Annotated in this window: 14 protein-coding genes; 8 read left to right on the top strand and 6 right to left on the bottom strand. The window is 63.4% G+C overall.

Going from position 1 to position 17,534, the window contains the following annotated elements:
- The first annotated feature begins 79 nt into the window (after positions 1 to 79).
- On the top strand, positions 80 to 544 hold the full coding sequence (locus tag FGE05_RS11465) for a multidrug transporter (protein ID WP_139644947.1): 465 nt from the start codon (positions 80 to 82) through the stop codon (positions 542 to 544).
- A 39-nt stretch (positions 545 to 583) separates the two neighbouring features.
- On the top strand, positions 584 to 1,408 hold the full coding sequence (locus FGE05_RS11460; protein WP_139644945.1) for an SDR family oxidoreductase: 825 nt from the start codon (positions 584 to 586) through the stop codon (positions 1,406 to 1,408).
- Between the two features lie 631 nt (positions 1,409 to 2,039).
- Here the strand turns inward: FGE05_RS11460 and FGE05_RS11455 are convergent.
- Genes FGE05_RS11455 through FGE05_RS11440 form a run of 4 tightly spaced genes read right to left on the bottom strand, consistent with a single transcriptional unit; the run spans position 2,040 to position 6,791 of the window.
- Positions 2,040 to 2,903 carry an HlyD family secretion protein gene (locus FGE05_RS11455; protein ID WP_139644943.1) on the bottom strand — a complete coding sequence of 288 codons (864 nt, stop codon included), beginning with the start codon at positions 2,901 to 2,903 and terminating at the stop codon, positions 2,040 to 2,042.
- Between the two features lie 10 nt (positions 2,904 to 2,913).
- The gene (locus FGE05_RS11450; RefSeq protein WP_024780658.1) at positions 2,914 to 3,114 is read right to left on the bottom strand and encodes a DUF1656 domain-containing protein; all 201 of its coding nucleotides are present in this window, start codon (positions 3,112 to 3,114) and stop codon (positions 2,914 to 2,916) included.
- Complete coding sequence (locus tag FGE05_RS11445; RefSeq protein ID WP_139644939.1) at positions 3,104 to 5,296, bottom strand: FUSC family protein; 2,193 nt, start codon at positions 5,294 to 5,296, stop codon at positions 3,104 to 3,106. Before FGE05_RS11445 ends, FGE05_RS11450 begins: the two co-directional genes overlap by 11 nt.
- 10 nt (positions 5,297 to 5,306) lie before the next feature.
- Entirely contained in the window at positions 5,307 to 6,791 is a 1,485-nt protein-coding gene (locus FGE05_RS11440) for an efflux transporter outer membrane subunit (protein WP_139644936.1), read from the bottom strand.
- Positions 6,792 to 7,123: 332 nt separating this feature from the next.
- Between FGE05_RS11440 and FGE05_RS11435 the strand changes: the two genes are divergently transcribed.
- Positions 7,124 to 8,092, top strand: a complete 969-nt coding sequence (locus tag FGE05_RS11435) for a LysR family transcriptional regulator (RefSeq protein ID WP_139644934.1) — start codon at positions 7,124 to 7,126, stop codon at positions 8,090 to 8,092.
- Positions 8,093 to 8,122: 30 nt separating this feature from the next.
- On the opposite strand, the gene FGE05_RS11430 is transcribed toward FGE05_RS11435, so the two are convergent.
- Positions 8,123 to 8,353 carry a hypothetical protein gene (locus tag FGE05_RS11430; protein WP_139644932.1) on the bottom strand — a complete coding sequence of 77 codons (231 nt, stop codon included), beginning with the start codon at positions 8,351 to 8,353 and terminating at the stop codon, positions 8,123 to 8,125.
- A gap of 277 nt (positions 8,354 to 8,630) precedes the next feature.
- Here FGE05_RS11430 and FGE05_RS11425 point away from each other — a divergent pair, with 277 nt between their 5' ends.
- From FGE05_RS11425 to FGE05_RS11405, 5 genes are all read left to right on the top strand, one after another.
- Positions 8,631 to 9,788, top strand: a complete 1,158-nt coding sequence (locus FGE05_RS11425) for an efflux RND transporter periplasmic adaptor subunit (protein WP_139644930.1) — start codon at positions 8,631 to 8,633, stop codon at positions 9,786 to 9,788.
- Positions 9,785 to 12,898 carry a multidrug efflux RND transporter permease subunit gene (locus FGE05_RS11420; RefSeq protein ID WP_139644928.1) on the top strand — a complete coding sequence of 1,038 codons (3,114 nt, stop codon included), beginning with the start codon at positions 9,785 to 9,787 and terminating at the stop codon, positions 12,896 to 12,898. The genes FGE05_RS11425 and FGE05_RS11420 overlap by 4 nt, the downstream gene beginning before the upstream one ends.
- A gap of 9 nt (positions 12,899 to 12,907) precedes the next feature.
- Positions 12,908 to 13,582, top strand: a complete 675-nt coding sequence (locus FGE05_RS11415; RefSeq protein WP_139644926.1) for a heavy metal response regulator transcription factor — start codon at positions 12,908 to 12,910, stop codon at positions 13,580 to 13,582.
- Positions 13,557 to 14,936: a heavy metal sensor histidine kinase gene (locus tag FGE05_RS11410; protein WP_139644924.1), complete on the top strand. Its 1,380-nt coding sequence runs from the start codon at positions 13,557 to 13,559 to the stop codon at positions 14,934 to 14,936. Before FGE05_RS11415 ends, FGE05_RS11410 begins: the two co-directional genes overlap by 26 nt.
- A 223-nt stretch (positions 14,937 to 15,159) precedes the next feature.
- Entirely contained in the window at positions 15,160 to 16,653 is a 1,494-nt protein-coding gene (locus tag FGE05_RS11405) for a GGDEF domain-containing protein (RefSeq protein WP_139644922.1), read from the top strand.
- Between the two features lie 268 nt (positions 16,654 to 16,921).
- Here the strand turns inward: FGE05_RS11405 and FGE05_RS11400 are convergent, their stop codons facing one another.
- Positions 16,922 to 17,524, bottom strand: a complete 603-nt coding sequence (locus FGE05_RS11400; RefSeq protein WP_176563002.1) for a TetR/AcrR family transcriptional regulator — start codon at positions 17,522 to 17,524, stop codon at positions 16,922 to 16,924.
- Between the last annotated feature and the right edge of the window lie 10 nt (positions 17,525 to 17,534).

The raw sequence follows: 17,534 nt of genomic DNA, 5'->3' as shown, positions 1-17,534 counted from the left end.
CCGATGGAGCGGGATGGATGAGATATCCATCGTCCCTCCCCTTCGGTAGGATGGAACGACGGTATCGGAGGCTTCGAACATGCTTATCGGCGTCTTGCTGGTCATAACCTGGCTGGTCCTGCTGCTGCGCTATCCGGCCAAGGCGCTGCCGGTGTCACTGGCCGCATTCGTCGGTTTGGGGCTGGTCGCCGCCTGGGTGGTCTGGCAGGAAAACCGTGAAACCCGGCAACTGGCGCGCCTGGAACTGCGCATTACCTACGCCCCCGAACGCTGCCCCGCCGATCGCCCTCTGTTGTTGAACATGAACAACGGTAACGACGTACCCTTGGTTGAGCTGCGCTGGCGAATCGCAGCCTATGCCCCCGGCGATACCATCAACCTGGCCGACACGCCCTACAGCGCGCCGCGCTACCGGGGACCAGGCCAATTGCAGGCGGGCAAGGACTGGCAGGATTGCCTGCCCCTGCCCTCCCTGCGACCCGGCTACCGCCCGCAGACCCTGGAGTTTCGCGCCGAGCGATTGCAGGGTAGTTTCTCCGACTGATTGCTTTCTCTCCGACTTTTTCTGCACAAGGAACGCGCCATGCCCGTTGCGTTGATTACCGGATGTTCCAGCGGCATCGGCCGCGCCCTCGCCGATGCGTTCAAGGTGGCCGGGTACCAGGTCTGGGCCAGCGCCCGCAAAGCTGAAGACGTTGCCCAACTCAGCGCCGCCGGGTTCACCGCGGTGCAACTGGATGTGAACGATGGCCCGGCCCTGGAGCAATTGAGCGAACGGATCAACCAACAGCACGGAGGCCTCGACGTGTTGATCAACAACGCCGGCTATGGCGCCATGGGACCACTGCTGGACGGTGGCGTGCCGGCGATGCAACGTCAGTTCGAAACCAACGTGTTCGCCATCGTCGGCGTGACCCGGGCACTGTTCCCGGTACTGCGCCGGGCCAAGGGGCTGGTGGTGAACATCGGCAGTGTGTCCGGCGTGCTGGTAACACCGTTCGCCGGCGCTTACTGCGCCTCGAAGGCGGCGGTGCATGCCTTGAGCGATGCGCTGCGCATGGAATTGGCGCCCTTCGGTATCCGCGTGATGGAGGTGCAGCCAGGCGCCATTGCTTCCAGCTTTGCGAAGAATGCCGGTCATGAAGCCGAACAGTTGATTCACGAACAATCGCCCTGGTGGCCCCTGCGCGACGGCATCCGCGCCCGGGCCAAGGCATCTCAGGACAACCCCACCCCGGCCAGCGAATTCGCCGCCGGGCTGCTCGCCGCCGTGCGACAACCAAGGCCACCGCGCCTGCTGCGCCTGGGCAACGGAAGCCGGGCGCTACCGTTGATGGCGGGATTGCTGCCCAAAGGGATGCTGGAGAAAGGCTTGATGAAGCGGTTCGGGCTGGGTCGGTTGCTCTGATCGAAATGGCATGACCGGGAACCCATCGACAACTGACCCACCGCCATCGCGAGCAAGCTCGGCTCCCACAGGGGATTGGTGGCGAACACTAGTCTCGCGCACCTGCAGGAAGCCTTTTGGGAGCAAGGCTTGCCCGCGATGACGGCGGCACTGGCAACCTCTTCTGCAACTGACCCACCGCTTCGCGAGCAGGCTCGCTCCCACAGAGATTGGCGGCGAACACTAGTCTCTCGCACCTGCAGGAAGCCTTGTGGGAGCAAGGCTTGCCCGCGATGACGGCGGCACTGGCAACCTCTCCTGCAACTGAACCACCGCTTCGCGAGCAGGCTCGCTCCCACAGGGATTGGCGGCGAACACTAGTCTCTAGCACATGCAGGAAGCCTTGTGGGAGCAAGGCTTGCCCGCGATGACGGCGGCACTGGCAACCTCTCCTGCAACTGAACCACCGCTTCGCGAGCAGGCTCGCTCCCACAGAGATTGGCGGCGAACACTAGTGTCTCGCACCTGCAGGAAGCCTTGTGGGAGCAAGGCTTGCCCGCGATGACGGCGGCACTGGCAACCTCTTCCGCAACTGAGCCACCGCTTCGCGAGCAGGCTCGCTCCCACGGAGATTTGTGGCGTTCTCAGGCCCTCAGTTGCCGGCCCGGGGCTCGACCACCACCGTACAGGTCATCCCCGCCGCCAGCAGCACGCTGTCCGGCACTTCGTCGAGATGGATCCTTACCGGTACCCGCTGGGCCAGGCGAACCCAGTTGAAGGTCGGGTTCACGTCGGCGATCAACTCGCGACTGACCGGATTGTCACGGTCGTAGATCCCGCGGGAGATGCTTTCCACATGTCCCTTCAGCACCTCGCCACTCATCAACTGCAACTGCGCCGAGTCGCCGATCCGCACCTTGGGCAGCTTGGTTTCCTCGAAGAAGCCGTACACCCAGAACGAATTCATATCGACCACCGCCATCTTCGCCTCGCCGATGCGCGCATAGTCGCCACGGTGCACGTTGAGGTTGGTGACATAGCCATCCACGGCCGCGCGGACTTCAGTGCGCGACAGGTTCAATTCGGCCGCCTCCAGTTGCGCCTGGGCTTGCTGGTAATCGGCCAGGGCCGAATCGGCGATGTTGCTGGCGTCGTCGCGGTTCTCCCGGGAAATCACCAGGCTGTCCAGGTCGGCACGCCGATGGGCATTGACCTTGCGCATTTCCCACGTCGCCTTGCGCGATGCCACCAGGGATTGCGCCTGCTTGGCCGCGATACGGTAATGCTCGGGATCGATGCGCATCAGCAGGTCGCCCTTTTTCACCTGCTGGTTGTCATGCACTGGCACCTCCACCACCTCGCCACTGACATCGGCGGCGACGTTGATGATGTCGGCGCGTACCCGACCATCGCGGGTCCAGGGAGTGTTCATGTAGTGCACCCACAGCGCACGACCGATCCACAGCGCCAGGGCCAGCACCAGCAGTGTCGCAAGCAGACTGAAAAACTTTTTCATTGCATCGATCTCAACGGTAGACCGTCAGCGCCAGCGCACCGAACAGACAGGTAAACAGACTCAGGCGCAACAGCGCCGGGTGCCAGAAGAAGCGGTACAGGTCCAGTCCCGACAGGAAGCGATCCAGGGCCCAGGCCAACGCCGCAGCGAGAAAAAACATCAAGGTCAGGGTGGGCATGTACACGCCGTGGAAGGCGATTTCACGGGGCATGTTGACGATCCTGGGGCAGCTCGGCGGCGAAGGCCGCCATGGGCGATTGCGGATCCAGCAGCGAAGTGCGGATGAAATGCAGGTAGCTCTTCACCCGGCGCAGGGCCGAGGTGTCGAAATGCGGGGCAAAAGGTTCGTCGGTGGCCTGCACGCGGCAGATGGCTTGGTCCACCGCCACCAGGGCACGCTCCAGGTTGCTCGGTCCGGGGTGACGGAAAAGCCTCACCAGGGCCCGGCCCATGCCTCGAATCGCCTGGCGCCACGGCTGGCTCTCGGCATAGGCCGGATGCACCGGCAGGATCGCCTGCTCCTTGCGCAGCTCGATAATCCCGTGTCCGACCTCCAGTACCACGAACATCCAGCGCAAAAGATCCCGTTGCACGGCGGGTTGTCCCGCCGCCAAACCGTAGGCCTGGTGCAACAAGTCGCGGGTGCGACTCTCGAAGCCCGACGCCAGGCCCTTGAGCCGGCCGCTGATGGCGAACACCACTTGCTCGCGCAGATCCTGTTCGAGCCGGCGCCACAGCCAGCGGCTGTTGGGCGGCAGGATGATCGCCCCGGCGGCGGCGCACACCAGCATGCCGAGGATCATCGCGAGGTAATCGTTGATGAAGACGTAGGGGTTGTACACCGTCAGGTTGTCGGGCACCGACCCCGTGCAGAAAAAGATCAGCAACCCCAGCCCGACCCCGGCGTATTGCGGTCGCGAACTGAGGAACGAGCCGAACATGATCACCGGCGCCAGCATTACGCAGAGCAAAGGGAAGCCGTCGATCAACGGGAAGATGAAGAACATCTCGACGAAACCGACCAGCGCCCCTAGCAACGTGCCGCATGCCATCTGGAAGGCCATGCGCTTGGGGTTCGGCGTGGCGGCCGACAAGCCCACCGTGGCAGCGGCGATCATCGTCATGGTCGCGCCGCTCGGCCAGGCCGTAGCGACCCAATAGCTGCCCAGCACCAACAGGATGAAGCCGGCGCGCAACCCCGAAGCCGCGGCGGCCAGCCAATTGGTCTGCGACACGAACGGCTCGTCCCAGCGCTCACGCTCGTGACGGTGCTCGGCCAGGGACGCATGGGTCAGGGCATAACCGTGCAGGTCATCGACAAAGCGGTAGAGCAATTCGTAGGCGGTGTGGAAATCCAGTAACTGCGCATCGTTCGGTCCTGTCTTCTGAAATACGCCCCGCAACTGGCGGACCTGTGCCGGCAAGTCAGCCTTGTAGCGGGCCAGGGCCTGGGCCAAGTGCGCCGCATCCCGATCGGTCAAGGCCCGTGCGCTGAAGCCGTCCAGCAATTCGGCGAGGTTCTGCAGACCCGGCTTGATGGCGTCCACCACATGATCGACGGCGCCGGCGCGCAAGCGCTGGAGCAGCTGGTGCAAGGCATTGAAGCGCGTGGTGATGCCCATGAACTCGCTGTTCAGGCGACTGAGCCGGCCGTTGCGCCGACGCATGTGCGGGTCTTCGAATACCGTCACGCTGCGCAGGCTCTCCAGGCCCACCGCTTCAGCAATGAAACGCACGTTGGCGGCTTCGAAGGCATCCCGCTGGCTACGCCCGCGCAAACCATCGGTGACGAACAGTGCGAACACCCCAAAGCGCTGGTACAAGGCATTGCGCATGGCCGCGCTGGCGGTTTGCGGCAGGATCGCGGCGCTGACCAGGGTGGCGCAGAGAATGCCCAGGGAAATCTCCAGGACCCGCCAGAGCGCCGCCATGAACGCACCTTCCGGATGGGCCAGGGCCGGCAGGCCGATCATCGCCGCGGTGTAGCCGGCCAGCACAAAACCGTAGGCCCGGAAGTTGCGATAACGCGCCGCGCCCGCCGTACAGACACCGACCCAGAGGGTCAGGCAGCCAAGAAACCATTCGGTGTTCTGGGCGAACAGCGCAATCAGCGCCACCATCACCGCCGAACCGGCCAATGTGCCGAGAAAGCGGTAGAAGCTCTTGGCGAACACTTGGCCGCTCTGCGGCTGCATGACGATGAACACGGTGATCATGGCCGTGCGCGGTTGCGGCAGCTCCAGGCGCATCGCCAGCCACAATGTCAGGAACGCGGCAAACAGCACCTTGAAGATATAGACCCAGGTCACCCCATCGCTGCGGGCCCAGTCGAAGAAACCACGGCGCCATTCGAGGCGATAGAGCCAGCGTACGGGAGTCATTAAAGGGGGCATGTGCAAGCATTCATCGGGCGAAATTCAGCATCGTGGCGGCGTCAGGTACATCGCTGCCGGCCTCCAGCCCACCGCCCAGGGCCGTCACCAGATCGGCATGGGCACTGAGGCGCGCCGCCTCCACCTGCTGCTGCACCTGTTGCTGCTTGAACAACAGGCTCTGGGCGTTGAGCACATTGAGGTAGTCCGTCAGCCCACGCTGGAACGCCACCAGCGCAATGTCGTAGGTGCGTTGCGCGGCCGCCACGGACTCGGCGGCGAAGGCCTGTTGCTTGTCCATGGACTCGCGACGGATCAGTTGATCGGAAATGTGTTTGAGCGCATTCACCAGCGTCTGGTTGTAATGCGCCACCGCGGCGTCATAGCCGGCTGCCGCCTCGCCCAACTGCGAACGCAGGCGCCCGCCGTCGAAGATCGGCAGCGTGATGGCCGGCCCGACGCTGTAGGTCAGCTTCTTGCCCGTCAGGAACTCCAGCGCACCACCGCCTGTGGCCATGTAGCCCAGGCTTCCCACCAAGTCCACGTTGGGATAGAAACCGGCCCTGGCCACATCGATGCCCCGCGCCTGGGCCGCCACTTGCCAGCGTCCGGCAACCACATCCGGTCGTTGGCCCAGCAACTCGGCGGGCAGCGCCGATGGCAGCTTCAAGGGTGCACCCAGGGCCAGGGCCGGTCGCTGCAGACCCCCGCCCGCCCCCGGCCCCTTGCCCGCCAGTGCCGCCAGTTGATTGCGACTCAAGGCGATGGCTTCGTCGAGGGCGTCGAGTTGACGATGGGTCTCGGGCAACGGTGCCTGGGCCTGGCTGACTTCGAAATGAGTGCCGATGCCACCGTCGAGACGCTTTTGCGCCAGGTCGAGAATCTGTTCCTGCTGGCGCAGGGTCGCGGCGACGATATCGCGCTGGGCATAGTGCAGCGCAAACCGGATATAGGCCTGCACGATGTTGTTCTGCAACTCCAGCTGCGCCTGCCGTGCCTCCGCGACGCTGGCGTGGGCCAGGTCGACGGCCCGCTCGCTGGCGTTGCGCTCGCGCCCCCACAGGTCCAGGGCATAGCTCAGGCCCAAGCCTGCGTTGTTGTCCCAGGTGGTGGTGTCGGCCAGTTCGCCAGGGCCGTAGAACTGATCGGTGGGCCAGTTGTGACGCTTGAGGGTCGCCTGGCCTTCGACCTGCGGCGACTCGGCCGCCTCGGCAACACCGGCCATGGCCTTGGCCTGCCGCACCCGGGCGGCGGCCATGGCCAGGCTCGGGCTGTCCTGTACAGCCAGGTCGATCCAGCGGTCCAGTTGCGGGTCGCCATAGGCCTTCCACCACTGGCGACTGGGCCAATGGGCATCCCGGGCGGCTTCGCGGATCGCTTCATCGGTGGCCAGTCGATTGGCTGACAATGCCTCGCCCTGGGGTGCGATCCCTCCTGTCCCGACGCAAGCGCTGAGGGTCAACGATAAAGCCCAAACACTGAGAGTCTTCAGCTCTCTGCTGATGCAACGCGGCACTTGCGCAAGATTCCTGGGAAAGGGACAAAAAAAGGTGATGAGCGTGCATGCCGGTTACGCAACCTGTGGGAGCGAGCCTGCTCGCGAAGGCGGCGGCACCCGCGCTATCGCAGACAACTGACCCAACGCTTTCGCGAGCAGGCTCGCTCCCACATGAGGTCCGTGCCAGAAAGCCCACCCCTTCAACGCCGGCAATTCTAGGCACCCAGCCAAACGGCGATAAGCCGAACTTTCTGCGAATCTTTGTTACCGTAAACGCGATAATCCATAAGTCGGATCCCGTAGCACCGTAACTTCGTGTCACAATTTGCTATCGCCCAAGAGAGCCCTTCATGGACACCCTGCAAAACATGCGCGCGTTCTGCTGTGTTGCCGAAGCCGGCAGTTTCACCGCCGCCGCCGTGCAACTCGATACCACGACAGCCAACGTCTCGCGTGCGGTTTCCAATCTGGAAGCCCATCTGCAAACCCGCCTGCTCAACCGCACCACCCGCCGCATTGCCCTGACCGAAGCCGGTAAACGCTATCTGTTGCGTTGCGAGCAGATCCTGGCCTATGTCGAGGAAGCCGAAGCCGAGGCCAGCGATGCCCATGCCCGGCCGGCCGGGCAGTTGAAGGTCCACACCATGACCGGTATCGGCCAGCATTTCGTGATCGACGCCATCGCCCGTTATCGCAAGACCCATCCGGACGTGACCTTCGACCTGACCCTGGCCAACCGCGTGCCGGACATCCTGGACGAGGGCTATGACGTCTCCATCGTGTTGGCCAGCGAATTGCCGGATTCGGGTTTCGTTTCCCAACGCCTGGGCATCACTTACAGCATCGTCTGTGCTTCACCTGCCTACGTGAAGGCCAACGGTTGCCCACAGAAACCCAGCGAGTTGCTCAACCACGCCTGCCTGCGCCTGGTCAGCCCGGTCATTCCGCTGGAGAAATGGGTGTTCGACGGCCCGGAAGGCCAGGAAATGGTCACCATCAACCAGTCACCCTTCCTGGTGAACTCCGCCGATGCGATGAAAACCGCGATCACCAGCGGCATGGGCGTGGGTGTACTGCCGGTTTATGCCGCCATCGAAGGCCTGCGCAACGGCACGCTGGTGCGGGTCATGCCCAATTACCGCTCCCAGGAATTGAACCTCTACGCCATCTATCCTTCGCGCCAGTACCTGGACGCGAAGATCAAGACCTGGGTCGAGTACCTGCGAGGTTCGCTGCCGGAAATCCTGACAGCGCACCAGGCCGAACTGACAGCGTACGAGTTGAGCGGAAGCCTGGCGGGCGCGCGAGCCACGAATTGAAATCGCCGCTCCTGTATCGAGGAACGACCCTCAGCGCTTGCCCATCGAACGACGGGTGCCGGGAGGTGCGGCGCCGGGGGACTTGGCGTGACCATCTTTCACGCCGTTCTTGTACCACGGCAATTGTCCCGCCCCTTTGGCCGTGGCCAGTTCACCGGGCTTGAAAGGAAATTTGAAGGCCGGGATCGACGCTTTGCCGCTCTCGGCACTGGAAACATCGCCGTCAGGCAGGTCGGCCGGTTCGCCGTTCGGGGAAGTCATGTAAATGCCGTTCACTCAAGGTAGGCCATCAATCCGTGGCGAAGGGTTTGCTCCTCGCCATACTGTGTGCAAGTCAGGCCTGGAGAGAGGCGCGACGGGCACCAGTATACCCGCCCGCTGCCGCAACGTATCGGGCAGATTCAACCTGACACTCGTCCGACAGTAATCCAGGACGAAACTGACAAGCCTGTCAGTTAGCCGTCACCTTCCTGACCGTCTCGCAACGCTATATAAGAGTCCTGTAAATCCCTTCGTCCCGGACCGGCTTCCCACATCCATGCACATCCAGAAAAAAACCGTCCTGCTCGTCGCGCTATTGATCGCCCTGGCGGCCCTCGTCCTCTGGTTCGTCATGAAACCCATCGCCGCCAAACCCGGTGCGCCTGCCGCCGTTCCGGTACGGGTCGTCAGCGTGGAGCAAAAGGATGTGCCGCGCTTCGCCAGCGGCATCGGCACGGTGCTGTCACTGCACAGCGTGGTGATCCGTCCGCAGATCGATGGCATTCTCACCCGACTGCTGGTCAAGGAAGGGCAACAGGTGAGCAAGGGCGACCTGCTGGCGACCATCGACGACCGCTCCATTCGCGCCAGCCTCGACCAGGCCCGGGCCCAGCTTGGCGAAAGCCAGGCGCAACTGGCGGTGGCCCAGGTCAATCTCAAGCGCTACAAATTGCTGAGCGTCGATGATGGCGTCTCGAAGCAGACCTACGATCAGCAGCAGGCCCTGGTCAATCAGCTCAAGGCCACCGCCCAGGGCAACCAGGCAGCCATCGATGCCGCCCAGGTGCAGTTGTCCTACACACAGATCCGCTCCCCGGTGACCGGTCGCGTCGGCATCCGCAACGTGGACGAAGGCAACTTCCTGCGCACCAGCGACACCGAAGGCCTGTTCACCGTGACCCAGATCGACCCGATAGCGGTGGAGTTTTCCCTGCCCCAACAGATGCTGCCCACCTTGCAACGCTTGATCGCTGCGCCCGAACAGGCGCTGGTCAAGGCCTACATCGGCGCCGATGGCGCGGCAGGTGAACCACTTGGCGAGGGTCGGCTGAGCCTCATCGACAACCAGATCAACGCCAATACCGGCACCCTGCGGGCCAAGGCCGAATTCAGCAACGCCGGGCAGCGGTTGTGGCCCGGGCAACTGGTCACGCTGAAAATCCAGACCGCCCTCGACAAGGGTGCCCTGGTGGTTCCGCCGACCGTGGTCCAGCGTGGACTGGACCAGCACTTCGTCTACCGGGTCAAGGGGGACAAGGTCGAGAGCGTACCGGTGGAGATGGTCTACCAGGACAGCGGCATGAACATCATCAAGGGGGTGAACGCCGGTGATCAACTGGTGAGTGACGGCCAGTCACGCCTCAGGCCGGGGGCCAGCGTCCAGGTGCTCACGGCCCCACCGGTCCTCGCCAAGGCCACGGAGCCGCAGCCATGAAGGGGCGCGGCTCGATTTCGGCGTGGTGCATCGACCATCCCGTCGCCACGGTGCTGCTGACGTTCGCCCTGATACTGCTGGGGAGTATCGCCTTCCCTCGCCTGCCCGTCGCCCCCTTGCCGGAGGCGGAATTCCCGACGATCCAGGTCAATGCCCAACTGCCCGGCGCCAGCCCCGAAACCATGGCCTCCTCGGTGGCGACGCCGCTGGAAGTGCAGTTCAGCGCGATTCCCGGCATCACACAGATGACCTCCAGCAGCGCCCTGGGCTCGACCAACCTGATCCTGCAATTCAGCCTCGGCAAGAGCATCGACACCGCCGCCCAGGAAGTGCAGGCCGCCATCAACACCGCCGCCGGCAAACTGCCCAGCGACATGCCGAACCTGCCTACCTGGCGCAAGGTCAACCCCGCCGACAGCCCGGTGCTGATCCTCAGTATCAGTTCCAGCCTGATGCCCGGCACCGAACTGAGCGACTACGTCGAAACACTGCTTGCCCGTCAGATCAGCCAGATCGACGGCGTCGGACAAGTAAACATCACCGGCCAACAGCGCCCGGCGATCCGGGTCCAGGCCTCCGCCGACCGTCTCGCCGCCATCGGCCTGACCCTGGCCGACATCCGCACGACACTCCAGCAGGCCAGCCTCAACCTGGCCAAGGGCGCGCTGTACGGCGACTCGAGCATCTCGACATTGTCCACCAACGATCAATTGTTCCAGCCCGAGGAGTACGGCGACCTGATCGTGTCCTACAAGAATGGGGCACCGGTGCATCTCAAGGACATTGCCAAGGTGATCAATGGCTCGGAAAACGCCTATGTCCAGGCCTGGGCCGATGACGAGCCGGGCCTCAACCTGGTGATCTTCCGGCAACCGGGAGCGAACATCGTCGAAACCGTCGACCGCATCCAGGCCGCCCTGCCCACCCTGGAAGCCATGCTGCCCGCCGCGGTACAGGTCAAGGTGCTGATCGACCGCACCCAGACGATCCGCGCCTCGCTGCATGAGGTGGAGCTCACCCTGCTGATCGCCGTGCTGCTGGTCGTGGCGGTCATGGCGTTGTTCCTGCGCCAGCTCTCGGCGACGTTGATCGTCTCGGCGGTGCTGGGGGTGTCCCTGACCGCGAGCCTCGCCCTGATGTACGTGATGGGCTTCAGCCTGAACAACCTGACCCTGGTCGCCATCGTCATCTCGGTGGGCTTCGTGGTGGACGACGCGATTGTGGTGGTGGAGAACATCCACCGGCATCTCGAGGCCGGTGACAGCATGCGCGAAGCAGCGATCAAGGGCGCCGGCGAAATCGGCTTCACGGTGGTGTCCATCAGTTTCTCCCTGATTGCCGCATTCATTCCGCTGCTGTTCATGGGCGGCGTGGTCGGGCGACTGTTCAAGGAGTTTGCCTTGACCGCCACCTCGACCATCCTGATTTCCGTGGTGGTGTCCCTGACCCTGGCGCCAACGCTGGCGGCGCTGTTCATGCGCGCCCCGGTGCATCATGCTCACCGAGTTCCGGGCTTTGGCGAGCGGCTGTTGGGCGGCTACGAAAAAGGCCTGCGCAAGGCACTGGCCCATCAGAAGCTGATGATCGGTGTGTTCGGCCTGACCCTGGCAATGGCCGTGGCAGGCTATGTGTTCATCCCCAAGGGCTTCTTCCCGGTGCAGGACACCGGCCTGGTGCTGGGCACCAGCGAAGCGGCCGCCGACGTGTCATTCCCGGACATGGTGGCCAAGCACAAGGCCCTGGCCGAAATCGTCGCCGCCGACCCGGCGGTGCAGACGTTCTCCCACTCCGTCGGCGTCTCGGGCAGCAACCAGACCATCGCCAACGGCCGCTTCTGGATCGCGCTCAAGCCCCAAAGCGAGCGTGACGTCTCGGCCAGCGGCTTCATCGACCGGATCCGCCCCAAGTTGCAGAAGATTCCGGGGGTGGTGCTGTACCTGAGGGCCGGACAGGACATCAACCTCAGTTCCGGTCCCAGTCGCGCCCAGTATCAGTACGTCCTCAAGAGCAACGACGGGCCAACCCTCAACACCTGGGCACAGAAACTCACTGACAGGCTGCGCAGCAATCCGGCGTTCCGTGACATCTCCAACGACCTGCAACTGGGCGGCAGCATTACCCATATCAACATCGACCGCAGCGCGGCGGCACGCTTCGGCCTTACCGCCAGCGATGTCGACCAGGCGCTGTACGACGCGTTCGGCCAGCGGCAGATCAACGAATTCCAGACCGAGACCAACCAATACAACGTGATCCTGGAACTCGACACCCAGCAGCGTGGAAAGGCCGAAAGCCTGGCCTACTTCTACCTGCGCTCACCCCTGAGCGGCGAAATGGTACCGCTCTCGGCCCTGGCCCGCTTCGATCCCCCCACCAACGGCCCGCTGTCCATTGCCCACGACGGCATGTTCCCGGCCGCCAACCTGTCGTTCAACCTGGCGCCAGGCGTGGCCCTGGGGGACGCGGTGCGCATGCTCGACCAGGCGAAGAACGAGATCGGCATGCCGGCCGCCATCAGCGGCAACTTCCAGGGCGCGGCACAGGCGTTCCAGAGTTCCCTGGCCAGCCAGCCGTGGCTGATCCTCGCCGCGCTGGTGGCGGTGTACATCATTCTCGGCGTGCTCTACGAGAGCTTCGTGCATCCGCTGACCATCATCTCCACCCTGCCCTCCGCCGGCCTCGGCGCCCTGATCATGCTCTGGCTGTTGGGCCGGGATTTTTCGATCATGGCGCTGATCGGGCTGGTGCTGTTGATCGGCATCGTCAAGAAAAACGGCATCCTGATGATCGACTTCGCCCTCGACGCGCAGCGCAATGGCGGGCTAACACCGCAGGAGGCGATTTTCCAGGCGGGCGTAACGCGGTTCCGTCCGATCATCATGACCACCCTGGCCGCCCTGCTCGGCGCCCTGCCGCTGATGCTCGGCCATGGCCCCGGCGCGGAGTTGCGCCAGCCCCTGGGCATTGCGGTGGTCGGCGGTCTGCTGGTGAGCCAGGCGCTGACGTTGTTCACCACACCGGTCATATACTTGTGGCTCGAGCGGTTGTTCCATCGGCCCGCCCATCATTCCGGGCCTGCGTCAGCTACGGCGCTGGCGACTACAGACTGAGGCGGGGCCATGCGCGTTCTGATCATCGAAGACGAAGAAAAAACCGCGGATTACCTGCATCGCGGCCTGACTGAGCAGGGCTACATCGTGGACGTAGCCCCCGACGGCGTCGAAGGGCTGCACCTGGCCCTGGAAAGCGAATATGCGGTGATCGTGCTCGACGTGATGCTGCCGGGTCTGGATGGCTTCGGCGTGTTGCGAGCCCTGCGCGCCCGCAAGCAGACCCCGGTGATCATGCTCACCGCCCGGGAACGGGTCGAAGACCGCATCAAGGGCCTGCGCGATGGCGCCGACGATTACCTGGGCAAACCGTTCTCCTTCCTGGAACTGGTGGCCCGCCTGCAAGCCCTGACCCGTCGTAGCGGCGGCCATGAACCGGTGCAGGTGAGCATCGCCGACCTGTGGATCGACCTGATCAGCCGCAAGGCCACCCGCGCTGGCCAACGCCTGGACCTGACGGCCAAGGAGTTCTCGCTGCTCAGCGTCCTGGCCCGCCGCCAGGGTGAAATCCTCTCCAAGACCGCCATCGCCGAAATGGTCTGGGACATCAATTTCGACAGCGACGCCAACGTCGTCGAAGTGGCGATCAAACGCCTGCGGGCCAAGCTCGACGGGCCGTTCGAGCAGAAGTTGCTGCACACCATTCGCGGGATGGGTTATGTGCTGGAAAGTCGCAGTGAGTAACAGTATCGCGCTACGCCTCAGCGGCCTGTTCACCCTGGTCGCCGCGCTGGTGTTCCTGTTGATCGGCGGAGCCTTGTACCAGCAGGTCGAAAAAGGCCTGGGCCTGTTGCCCGAAGCCGAACTCGATGCCCGCTACAGTGTGCTCGAATCCACGGTGGGCCGTTACGGCACGCCCGAGCACTGGGTGAAGATCCACAACAAACTGCGTTTGCTGGGCGAGGAAGACAAGCGTATCCATTTCTGGATCGTCAGCGGTGACCCACACTTCGAATATGGCGATCCCGACCCGCAGATCCGCGCCTTCACCGAAGGGCCACTGGGTAAACGCGACCTGCAATTGCCCAACCGCCACTACCCGATGAAAGTGCTGGTGAGCCAGTTCCCGGCCAAGGACCAACGACCGCCGCTGCGTTTCATGATCGGCATCGACACCGAGACGTTCTACCAGACCCAACATCGCCTGCTGGTGGCCTTGGTCAGCCTGGCGATTGTCGGGGTGTTGCTGGCCTCCTTGCTGGGCTACTGGGTGGCGCATATCGGCCTCAAGCCACTGATCAAGCTGTCCGATGAAGCCCGGCGCCTGGCCCCTCCGCGCCTGTCCGGGCGCCTGCGGCTATCGCCGTTGCCACCGGAACTCAGCCAGTTCGTCAATTCATTCAACGCCACCCTCGACCGGGTCGAACAGGCCTACTCACGGCTGGAATCGTTCAATGCCGATGTCGCCCATGAACTGCGCTCGCCCCTGACCAACCTGATCGGCCAGACCCAAGTGGCGCTGACCCGCGGTCGTTCGGCCGAGCATTACTTCGAAGTGCTGCAATCGAACCTCGAGGAACTGGAACGGCTGCGCTCGATCATCAACGACATGCTCTTCCTCGCCAGCGCCGACCAGGGCAGCAAGGCCACCAAACTGATCACCACGTCCTTGGCCGACGAAGTGGCCACCACCCTCGATTACCTGGACTTCATCCTCGAAGACGCCCAGGTCCAGGTTAGGGTCAGCGGCGACGCCCAGGCCAGCATCGAGATCGCTCATCTGCGCCGGGCGCTGATCAACCTGTTGAGCAACGCCGTACAGCACACCGCGCCAGGACACGTCATCGACGTACACATCGAAGCCCAGGCCGACCAGATCACCCTCGCCGTCACCAACCCTGGCGAACCGATTGCCACCGAACACCTGCCGCGGCTGTTCGAACGCTTCTACCGAGTCGATGCCTCTCGCAGCAACAGCGGGGCCAACCACGGGTTGGGGCTGGCCATCGTCAGGGCCATCGCCCTGATGCACGGTGGGGACGTCTTCGTGCGCAGTGACCGGGGTGCCAATACCTTTGGGATCCGTTTACCTGCCTGACTGCTCCGAACGATCCGGACACCTTTTTCCACGCCATTGAATGCTGGGCGAAAGGCTATTAGCCCAGAATCAGCAAGCCTTGGCCTCCGGCGGCAGCTACGGCTTCTGCGAACACTGATTGCCCCCTCTCGCCGATCCAAGCACAATCAGCAAAAGGCCAGCATCTGGTGAATTGCCAGCTATGCTCCCTTCGGAATGGATCGACCATATAGACATCGGAATCATGAGCACCAGCAGTGCGACACCCTGCAGCACCCCGCTTTCGATACGCTCGGAGCGGGTACTCGTACTGGCCAGCTCACTGGTTGTCATTGCCATCCTGGGCATCGTGACCTTCCTGCTGATACGCGAACACGCCAACGCCCGTGAAGCAGCGACACGCGCGGCCAGCAATATCGTGCAGTTGATCGATGCCGACGTGCTGCGCAACGTCGAACTCTACGACTTGTCGGTGCAAGGCCTGATTGCCGCGGCCCAGCGCGACGACCTGAAAGACGTCTCACCGGCCATCCGGCACCTGGCCCTGTTCGACCGCTCCACCGCCGCGCCTTACAAAGGCGACATCCTGCTGCTGGACAAACAAGGCGATGTCATCGCTGACTCGGCCTCGGTCGAACCACGCATCGGCAATTATGCTGAGCGGGAATATTTCCAGTCCCACGTCCAGAACCCAAGCCCGGAGATGATGATCAGCCGCCCCTTCCGAGCCCGGAGTGGCGAGCACGACTGGCGTATCAGTTTCAGTCGCCGACTGAGCGACGAACGAGGCGATTTCCTGGGCGTGGCCGAAGCCGCGATGCGCTTGAGTTACTTCAGCCAATTGTTCAGAAGCTTGAACATCGGGCATGGCGGTACGGTCAACCTGATCAGCCGCGACGGAATCCTGCTGGCACAGGAACCGCCCCTGGCCGAGGACATGATCGGCAGGGACTTCAGCAACCGGCCAAATTTCGTGCGCATCCTGCATGAAGGTAACGGCAGCTTCACCAGCACTTCCGGTTTTGACCAGAAACAGCGCCTCTACACCTTTTCACAGGTAGGCAACTTGCCGTTGATTGTCGTGGTGGCGCTCTCCTCCGAAGAGGTCTTTGCTTCATGGCTACGCACGACGCTGATCGTCAGCGGCGCCACCGGTGCTCTGTGCATCGGCCTGCTCTGGCTCACCTGGCTGCTGCGCCGGGAACTGAGACGCCGCCATCGCGCGGAACGGGAACTGGCCCAACGGGCGGCCACCGATCCGCTGACAGGTCTGGCCAACCGCAGGGCCCTGGATGAAACGCTGCAAAGAGAATGGCTACGGGCCTTGCGCTCGGGCCAACCGCTGTCGGTGCTGATGGTCGATGCCGACCACTTCAAGGCTTTCAATGATCGCCATGGCCATCAACAGGGTGACGAGGCACTGCGCACCTTGGCACGGCTGATCAGCGAGCGTGTCCGTCGCCCTGCCGACCTCGCAGCACGCTACGGTGGCGAAGAGTTCTCGGTGGTGTTACCGGAAACCAATACCGCCGGGGCCTTTGCCATGGCTCAAAGCATTCGCGAAGCGGTGGAACAACTGCCCGTCCAGCCGGGCGACGCGCCCATGACCGTCAGCATCGGCATCGCGACCTGGTCCCAGGGACCGTATGGCGACTTCGAACAGCTCCTGTTCGCCGCCGACAAAGCGCTATACCAGGCCAAGGCCAGCGGGCGCAATTGCGTGGTCTGCGCGATGTAATACCCCTCGCCACGAACGCTCTCCCCCGCTGCCTTTCCCCTGGGATAGGCGGCCCAAAGGGGCAGCGCTCAGTGATTTCTGTCTTGGGAAAACAGCGCCGAATATCGCCGCGCAGGATCAGTTCATTTGCTTCAAGCCGGGCCTTGACCTCACCCGCTTCGTTGCCGACTTACTAATGCACCAGCGCCTCACGTCCCATTTCCGGTCTCCTTCTGTTGGCAACATCCGCGAAGTGTCCGCCGAAGAGGGCGACGCCCGCCTGTCACATTTAAGCTTGTGCCCCGTTCCACCACTGCCGCGTCATCGCCTGCACACTGGCGGCGAGCCAGTCGAGGAATTCCATTTCCTTTGCCAGGTTGCCGCCGTCCAGCCAGTTGAGATAGGCGTCCAGCAGGAAGCTCGACACCATCCGCGCCAGCATGGCCGGATCGCCGGGCATGATGCCCGGCTCGCCCAATGCTTCTTGCATGCGATGGATGGTGCGTTCGGCAAGAACCGTATGCAGATGGTCCACATACCGCCCGAAGCGTGGATCGTGGGGCGCCTGACGCAGCAGTATCCGCAGGGCGGCGCGCTTCTGTCGCGCCAACGCCAGGGTATGCGGCAGGCGCTCGGTCCACTTGTCCGCCGGCATGGCATCGACGCCGAGCAGTGCCTCGACCATGTCGGCCAATACCGCGTCGATCAGCGCATCCTTCGATCCGAAGTAGCGATAGAGCACGACCTTGGAGACACCAGCATGCGCGGCAATCGCGTCAATGGTGACGCTGCGCAGCCCATGCGCGTCGATCGCGTCTGCCGCGCTTGCGATCAACAAGGCACGCCGGTTGGTCCTGTGATCTTCGAGCATATCTGCATAGGTGCCGGTCATAGCCCGATTT

This window comes from Pseudomonas sp. ICMP22404 (genome assembly GCF_006227205.1).
In the GTDB taxonomy this organism is placed as follows: Bacteria; Pseudomonadota; Gammaproteobacteria; order Pseudomonadales; family Pseudomonadaceae; genus Aquipseudomonas.
Note: the sequence above shows the minus strand (reverse complement) of the source record. Positions and strands in the feature narration are given on the sequence as shown.

Bases quoted from the DNA above. Each gene is read 5' to 3' on its own strand.
- FGE05_RS11400 (WP_176563002.1), bottom strand. From the start codon at position 17,524: ATGACCGGCACCTATGCAGATATGCTCGAAGATCACAGGACCAACCGG.
- FGE05_RS11415 (WP_139644926.1), top strand. From the start codon at position 12,908: ATGCGCGTTCTGATCATCGAAGACGAAGAAAAAACCGCGGATTACCTG.
- FGE05_RS11435 (WP_139644934.1), top strand. From the start codon at position 7,124: ATGGACACCCTGCAAAACATGCGCGCGTTCTGCTGTGTTGCCGAAGCC.
- FGE05_RS11460 (WP_139644945.1), top strand. From the start codon at position 584: ATGCCCGTTGCGTTGATTACCGGATGTTCCAGCGGCATCGGCCGCGCC.
- FGE05_RS11465 (WP_139644947.1), top strand. From the start codon at position 80: ATGCTTATCGGCGTCTTGCTGGTCATAACCTGGCTGGTCCTGCTGCTG.
- FGE05_RS11420 (WP_139644928.1), top strand. From the start codon at position 9,785: ATGAAGGGGCGCGGCTCGATTTCGGCGTGGTGCATCGACCATCCCGTC.
- FGE05_RS11450 (WP_024780658.1), bottom strand. From the start codon at position 3,114: ATGCCCCGTGAAATCGCCTTCCACGGCGTGTACATGCCCACCCTGACC.
- FGE05_RS11455 (WP_139644943.1), bottom strand. From the start codon at position 2,903: ATGAAAAAGTTTTTCAGTCTGCTTGCGACACTGCTGGTGCTGGCCCTG.
- FGE05_RS11445 (WP_139644939.1), bottom strand. From the start codon at position 5,296: ATGCCCCCTTTAATGACTCCCGTACGCTGGCTCTATCGCCTCGAATGG.
- FGE05_RS11405 (WP_139644922.1), top strand. From the start codon at position 15,160: ATGAGCACCAGCAGTGCGACACCCTGCAGCACCCCGCTTTCGATACGC.
- FGE05_RS11425 (WP_139644930.1), top strand. From the start codon at position 8,631: ATGCACATCCAGAAAAAAACCGTCCTGCTCGTCGCGCTATTGATCGCC.
- FGE05_RS11410 (WP_139644924.1), top strand. From the start codon at position 13,557: ATGTGCTGGAAAGTCGCAGTGAGTAACAGTATCGCGCTACGCCTCAGC.
- FGE05_RS11430 (WP_139644932.1), bottom strand. From the start codon at position 8,353: ATGACTTCCCCGAACGGCGAACCGGCCGACCTGCCTGACGGCGATGTT.